The following is a 6,592-nucleotide window of genomic DNA, read 5'->3' as shown; positions in this document are numbered from 1 at the left end:
ACGCCGTCCGGCTCCAGCCGGACGGCGTACATCTATTTTATTTTGCCTTAGCATTAGTTAGAAACTGGATAAACTACCCCTCGTCTCATGTGCGATTTACCCTGCTGCAAGTTCATTTTTCCCAATTTGCATTGTAAACATCTCTTGCTTTGGCCGCCATCAGGCGGGCGGCCATGTCGCGTTTCATTCCGGCAAGCACACGCTCCTCCGCCTCCGTGCGCCCCTTCTTGCGGGCCAGTTGAATGAATTCTTCCCGCACGTAGCCGGGGCGGAGCGTGACTGCGACGGAACGCCCGCGGTAGCTCAACCGGAAGTAATAGCGCCCGCCGGGACTCTCCAGCTCGTTCGCCGCCTCGGGGAGCTCCTTGTCCACCACATACCGGCCGTCCGTAAGGCAGCGGGTGACTAGCTCAAAGGCATCCCGCGCCCCCGGCCCTGGAAAAGCCGTCACGAACGAGATCTCCCTGCGCTCCAGCAGGTTCCCGTCGTCCAGCAGCGGAAACGCCCTCTGCATGACCTTAAATCCGTGGGCCACGCCACCCGGGAAACCGGGGCCGTGATAGTTCAGCATCTCATCGAATCGGAAGGAGAGAAGCTTTCCTGCCTCCAAAACCTCAATCGACTCCATAGTTGCTCCTCCTATTCATCTGATTTCAAGCGGCCGGGGATACAGACTTTTCTCCCCGCCCGCTCCACATAGGTTAAGTAGAGGTCGCTGCGGTAGAGCGCACGAAGCCGCTCCTCCGTCATAACCTCCTCTGCATTGCCGACCAGAAAACGGCCGTCATTCCCCAGAATACCAACCTGCCCGCCCAGCAGAAGCACATGGTCGGGATTGTGGCTGGTCATAATGACGCCGAAGCCCCGCTTCACCAGGGCGCGCACCATGGAGAGTGCCCGGAGCTGATTGCCGTAATCCAGATGGTTGGTGGGCTCGTCCAGCAGGATCAGCTCCGGCTGCTGAACGATCACCCGGGCGATGGTTACCTGCTGGCGCTCCCCGCCGCTGAGCTCCGTATAGGGCCGGTTGGCCAGCGGGAGCAGGTCCATCTCCTCCAGCGTGGCGTCCACCAGGTCATAGTCCGCACGTCCGGGCTGCTGGAAGGTTCCCAGGTGAGGGGCCCGGCCCATGACTACAAAATCCCGTACTGTATAATTATAAGCGGGGGTGTGGCTCTGGGGAACATAGCCGATGATTCTGGAAATCTCCCGCAGTTCCAGCCGAGAGAGCGGCGTCCCGTGGAGACGGATGTCCCCCTGCTGAGGGAGCAGCAGATTTGCAATACAGTTGAGGAGGGTAGACTTGCCCGCTCCGTTTGCCCCCAGGATAGAGAGAACCTGTCCCTGCTCAAAGGCGAAGCTCACGTCATGAAACAGGGGGCGTTCCGGCCGGTAGGCGAAGGACAGATGTTCTACTTCCAGAATCATGACAGCTTCATCCTTTGTTTCAACAGAAGATAGAAATAAAAAGGAGCCCCGATAAGTCCGGTCAGGATGCTCAGTGGGAGCTCCGCGCTGGTGAGCACCCGGGCCAGGGTATCAATCAGGAGAAGGAACGTAGCCCCCAGTACCGCGGATAGGGGGATCAGCTTGCGGTTGTCCGGCCCCACCATCATCCGCCCAAAATGTGGGATTACCAGCCCGATCCAGCCGATCGTTCCGCTGGTGCAGACGGCGCAGGCGGTGAGCACTGTGGCACAGAAAATGATGATCCCACGGGCACGCCGAATATCCATGCCAAGCGACTTGGCCTCATTCTCGCCCAGGGAGAGGATGTTGATCCGCCACCGCATCAGCAGGAGAATTACGATTGCAGCCAGAATCGGTGGTCCCATGGTGAACACATCCCGCCACACTGCAGTCGCCAGGCTGCCAAGCTGCCAGTGCGTGATGGAGGCGAGCTGCGTCTCCGGGTCGGCCAGATATTTCAGCAGGCCCAGAATAGCGTTCATCAGCCCACTGATAATCACGCCTGCCAGCACCAGGGTCATCATGGATTGATTCTTGATGACCTTTGGGATGGCGATGGCCAGCAGCACGGCAGCCAGGCCGCCCAGGAGCGCGCCGGCCTGAATTCCCACTCCGCCGGCGTTCATCAGGATTCCAACCGAGGCTCCCACACAGGCGCCGGCCGAAACGCCCAGCATGTCGGGCGCCACCAGGGGGTTTTTAAAGACCCCCTGATAGGCCGCGCCGGAGAGGGAGAGGGCGCTCCCCACCAGCAGAGCAGCCAGTATGCGGGGCAGACGCAGGGTAAAAATGACGCTCTCCGCCTGCCCCTCCCAGGTGACCGGGATGGGCAGGAATCTGGAGAGGAGCACCCGCACCACGGTCGCCGGGGAGATGGCATAGCGCCCTACTCCGATGGCCAGGATGGTCAGGATGAGCAGCGCGGCCAGACACCCCAGAAACAGGGCCGGAAAGGAGCTGGACCGGCGGGGCGTTTGTTCCAGGGCCGGGGCTGGGTTACTGGCTGTCCGCATTGGCATCGGCGGCAAAGATCTGGGCCAGGTCTTCATCCGTCAGGCTGTAGCCGAAATAGTTCTGGAAAAAGGCCCTGGTGTCCTGCTCGATATCGATCTCGGAAAAAATTTCCGGCTGAATCAGTTGGGCCAGCCAGCGCATCATCAGCGGAGTCTCCACGCCCGGGGCGTCCCAGCGGTAGATGCCCATGGGCGTCTTATAGACGCGGTGATTGAGTACGGCGGATACCTGGCTCCAGTCCTGACCATCCAGTCTGTTCTCGTACAGATCCGCCGGTGTAAAGGAGTCGAAATTGCTCATCAGAATGATATCGGGGTCAATGGCCAGGATCTCCTCCATGGTGATACTAGACAGATCGGCAGCCACATTGTCCGCACCTGCCAGCTCCAGGGCCTCCGCGATAAACATGTCGTTACCCTGTAGCTTCAGCTCGGCATTGCGCAGATAGAGTACCTTGGGCTTGTCCGCGGCATTCACCTGCTCCTGGAAGGACTGCAGATATTCATACGCCTCGGTATAAAGTGTGTTGAACTGCTCGGCCCGCTCCTCCTTGCCCAGCATCTGACCAATGGCGGTAAAGCTGGCCTGGAGATCCTCGATGGTCTCGTTCTTCACCATAACCGGCGTGATGCCCAGTGCCTTGAGCTGTTCCGCTTCCTCGGTCTGATAGTCCCAGATCACCACAGCCTGGACGCCTCGGCTGACCATCTCCTCCATGTTGATGGAGAAGTCGGAGCCGATGCTGGTGGTGTCCAGCTCCGCATAACCGCTGTCCAGCTTGGAGAAAAAACAGTTGGTATAGGCGGTCATGGCGCCGGGGTTGATGGAGACCATGTGCTCAGAGGTGCCGTCAATGGCATAGATCACGGAGGACCAGGGCAACGGGGTAACCGCGATGCGGCTGAGCTCCGCCGGAACCTCCACCACGTTGCCCGCCGCATCCGTCACGGTGCGGGTTTCCGCCGCAGCCTGCTCCGTCTGCTGTGCGGGGGATTCCGGCACAACAGATGGGGTCTCCGCAGTGGGCCCCCCTCCACAGGCAGTCAGCAGAGAGGCCAGAAGCGCGCCGGACACAGCGGCCGCCCCGAGGCGGTGTAAATGTCGTTTCATAAGTACCATTCCTTTCCTGTTCCGATTTCAGTTTTCTGTCCAGGGGGCCTGAGACCAGAGCGGACATCCCCGGCCCTGCCCCCCGGCAAAAATAAACACCTTCTCCTGTATCTGAACAAGAGAAGGTGTTCCAAAAGAAGCGTACCGCAAAAAAAGCGCAGAGCAACCGCGGCACCCTCATCTAATGGCTCGTTAGATACCAGGTGTCCCGGAGCATTTAAGTATCCTGACTCGACTTCTCCGCATCACCCCGACTTCCCAAGCCTGACGGCTCAGTGTCATTGTGGGGGACGCTCCATCTCACAGTGGCGGCACCGTACCGGACTTTCACCGATTTCCATAAAATGCTCCAATGCCTTTCCTATATTGAACTTTGTGATTACAGTATAGCACGCCGGCCGCCATCCGGCAACCACCGGGAGAAGTGCATTTTTTCATTGCCAGGTATGACTTTTTCCGATAGCAGCTGTCACACACGCCACATCCTCCAGCCACCGTGCGGGCAGTCCACCCCTGCCGCACACTTCGGGCTCTGGACAGGCCAGAAGCTCCGACCGTGGAAACCACGGCCGCAGGGACGGGAAAAAGAGGGGATCTGCCAGCAGGATATCGGGTGTCGCCCAAGCAGCCAGCTCCGACGGATCGGCAAACAGAAGCGTATCCGCGGTGAGAAAGGGCTGGTAAAGCTCCTTTAAAGTCCGGTAGGGGGCATAGAAGGCGCGGAGGATCCGGCAATTCGGATATTTCCCCCGGATCGCCCAGGCCAGTCCCTCCGTTGCAATGGGCGCTCCGATCAGGAGAAGGGTGCGGTTCCCTGTTTCATGTTCCACCGGCTTCTCTGGCGGGGCCCCCTTTGCCGCCGTGGAGAAACGGGACAGCCATCGCTCCAGTCCATAGCGTTCCAGCGGCAGGCCGCAGAAATAGGGGATTCCATAGTCGGCCTCCATTTGCCGTGCCGCCCCCAATCCTTCGGCCGTCACCACCCAGTTCAGGGCCGGCGCAGACCGGAGCTCTCCGCCCCCAAAACCTTCCTCCCCCCAGACACAGACCTGATACCCCCGGGTGGTCAAAGCCTCCGCCCCGAGGCGCAGCGGCTGTCTGGAGCCCAGCGCGAGATCGGAATAGCCCAGAATAGAGATCCTCTGGTTGTCACGCCCCTCCGGGCGCCTCCAAGTGGCCAGATTCCGCAGGGCCCGGTCCACGCCCACTGGTGCGGACTCAAATCCGGTGCAGGGGAACCTGAGTACCGGGACCCCCCGCTCGGCCAGACTCTCCTGTATCCCGGTATAGTCCATGCCGAGCAGTTCGGGAATTGCACTCCCCATAAGGCCGCAGAAAGCGCGGCCGCTGTGCGCAAAGCCTCTCGCAATTCCGTTGACTGCCGCTGCCTCGCAGCCCGCGGCCAGCTCCAGATCATCAAACCGTGAATGTTCCAGACGCAGTCCGGCGGTGGCGTCGTCCCCCAGTGTCAGACATCCGGTGCATCCTCCGGCAGTCAACAGAAAGGGGTAGGCGTCCCAGCTCTGGAGAAGGGACGCCACTCCGCTGAAATCCGGCGGCAGAACGGGCAGCGGCGCGCTGCCCCGGGGAATTTCCCCCACAGGCGGGGGAAAGGTGGACAGAATTTGCTCCAACTCTGCCACGGCATTCCGGGTGCGGGCCACCAGAGGCCCCCGCAGCAGAATCCGGACGGGAAGGCCAGCCTGCTCCGCAACCTGTTCCAGATCGCATTGCGTCAGCACCTCGGCACAGGAGGCGTAGAGCACGACCCCGCCTACGCCGGGGCGGCGTGCGGCCTCCCGAAGCCTGGCTGCCAGATGCTCCGCTGCCCGGCCGGCGGCGTAGTCCGCCCTCGTCAGCGGGCAGGGCAGGAATTGGTGGAGTTTCCCCAGCTCTGCCGCGCGCAGGTAAAGCGCCCGCACACAGGCCAGAGAACCGGCAGCCGCCAGAAGAAGGTCTCCCCTTTGCCAAATGCGTTCCGGAAGGGTCATAAAGTGCTTCCCGCCCCCCTCCGCCGAATAGACTTCCACACGGCAGGCGTCACGCAAGCCCCTCCACCTCCTGTTCTGCTGCCCGGCGGCAGAATGCCTCCAGTGCCTCGTCCCCCAGTGGCCGGGGGCTGGTGGGCTGGGTATCCCAGAGCCGCTGGGCCAGTTCCAGAAAGCGCATGGCCGCCGCCCCGTCCGGTTCCAGATGGTGTACGGTGGTATGCAGATAATCCGCTCTTCGGAGCTGGCGGTCTTCCGGCAGGATACCGACGACTCTGGTCCCGGATTGCTCTGCGAAGGAGCGTACCAAGGCATCCTCTCCCGCTCCGTGGCTGCGGTTTTGGATCAGCCCGCCCAACAGGGGAGCGGCGCCGGAATAGCGGGCGACTCCGCGCATGATGTTGTTGGCGGCGTAGAGCGCCATGAAATCGGCAGAGGTGATCAGGTATACCCGGTCTACAAAATGTTTTCGCATGGGCACTGCGAACCCTCCGCATACCACATCGCCCAGGACATCGTACACCACCACGTCCCAGGGCTCCTCCAGAATGCCGAGCCGGTTGAGCTCGTCCGCCATGGCGGTGATGCCCAGGCCGGCGCACCCCGCGCCGGCCTGGGGACCTCCTGCCTCCACACAGGAGACGCCGAACGCCCCGGGAAAGACAAGCTGCTCCCGGGCTAGAAGCTCCTCCGACCTCCCCAGAGTCTCCAGCACAGTTGGGATTCGTCCCGACGTCAGGCAGCGGGTAGAGTCCGCCTTGGGGTCACAGCCGATGTGAAGCACCCGTTTCCCCGTTCGGGCAAAGGCCGCGGAGAGATGGGCGGCCACGGTGGACTTCCCGATCCCACCTTTTCCGTAAAACGCAATACGCAACATCTTGACTTTCTGCGCCTCCCTTGCATGTTGTCTGTAATTTTTAATTATATCACAGCGGAGACATCTTCCACTATTTCCATTTTCCCTTATTGAATATTGGTTTTGTAGGACTACAATACATATTGGACATCTG

6 protein-coding genes and 1 riboswitch are annotated in these 6,592 nt (G+C 61.0%); all 6 genes read right to left on the bottom strand.

Annotation, left to right across the window (positions count from 1 at the left end; translation table 11 throughout):
* Positions 1-112: 112 nt before the first annotated feature.
* Positions 113-628, bottom strand: a complete 516-nt coding sequence (locus HMPREF0372_RS07325) for a hypothetical protein (protein ID WP_007490281.1) — start codon at positions 626-628, stop codon at positions 113-115.
* A gap of 11 nt (positions 629-639) precedes the next feature.
* The gene (locus HMPREF0372_RS07320) at positions 640-1,428 is read right to left on the bottom strand and encodes an ABC transporter ATP-binding protein (protein WP_007490280.1); all 789 of its coding nucleotides are present in this window, start codon (positions 1,426-1,428) and stop codon (positions 640-642) included.
* Positions 1,425-2,483: a FecCD family ABC transporter permease gene (locus HMPREF0372_RS07315; RefSeq protein ID WP_007490279.1), complete on the bottom strand. Its 1,059-nt coding sequence runs from the start codon at positions 2,481-2,483 to the stop codon at positions 1,425-1,427. Before HMPREF0372_RS07315 ends, HMPREF0372_RS07320 begins: the two co-directional genes overlap by 4 nt.
* Complete coding sequence (locus tag HMPREF0372_RS07310; protein ID WP_039996873.1) at positions 2,467-3,594, bottom strand: ABC transporter substrate-binding protein; 1,128 nt, start codon at positions 3,592-3,594, stop codon at positions 2,467-2,469. Before HMPREF0372_RS07310 ends, HMPREF0372_RS07315 begins: the two co-directional genes overlap by 17 nt.
* A gap of 221 nt (positions 3,595-3,815) precedes the next feature.
* A riboswitch (cobalamin riboswitch) is annotated at positions 3,816-3,933 on the bottom strand.
* 95 nt (positions 3,934-4,028) lie between these two features.
* Positions 4,029-5,642, bottom strand: a complete 1,614-nt coding sequence (locus tag HMPREF0372_RS07305) for a nitrogenase component 1 (protein WP_050810482.1) — start codon at positions 5,640-5,642, stop codon at positions 4,029-4,031.
* Positions 5,635-6,459 (bottom strand): nitrogenase iron protein NifH, encoded by an 825-nt coding sequence (locus HMPREF0372_RS07295; protein WP_007490275.1) that lies wholly within the window; start codon positions 6,457-6,459, stop codon positions 5,635-5,637. Before HMPREF0372_RS07295 ends, HMPREF0372_RS07305 begins: the two co-directional genes overlap by 8 nt.
* Positions 6,460-6,592 lie beyond the last annotated feature (133 nt).

This window comes from Flavonifractor plautii ATCC 29863 (assembly GCF_000239295.1).
In the GTDB taxonomy this organism is placed as follows: Bacteria; Bacillota; Clostridia; order Oscillospirales; family Oscillospiraceae; genus Flavonifractor; species Flavonifractor plautii.
Note: the sequence above shows the minus strand (reverse complement) of the source record. Positions and strands in the feature narration are given on the sequence as shown.

Excerpts from the sequence above, each read along its gene's own strand:
- HMPREF0372_RS07315 (WP_007490279.1), bottom strand. The coding sequence starts at position 2,483 with ATGCGGACAGCCAGTAACCCAGCCCCGGCCCTGGAACAAACGCCCCGC.
- HMPREF0372_RS07320 (WP_007490280.1), bottom strand. The coding sequence starts at position 1,428 with ATGATTCTGGAAGTAGAACATCTGTCCTTCGCCTACCGGCCGGAACGC.
- HMPREF0372_RS07295 (WP_007490275.1), bottom strand. The coding sequence starts at position 6,459 with ATGTTGCGTATTGCGTTTTACGGAAAAGGTGGGATCGGGAAGTCCACC.
- HMPREF0372_RS07310 (WP_039996873.1), bottom strand. The coding sequence starts at position 3,594 with ATGAAACGACATTTACACCGCCTCGGGGCGGCCGCTGTGTCCGGCGCG.
- HMPREF0372_RS07325 (WP_007490281.1), bottom strand. The coding sequence starts at position 628 with ATGGAGTCGATTGAGGTTTTGGAGGCAGGAAAGCTTCTCTCCTTCCGA.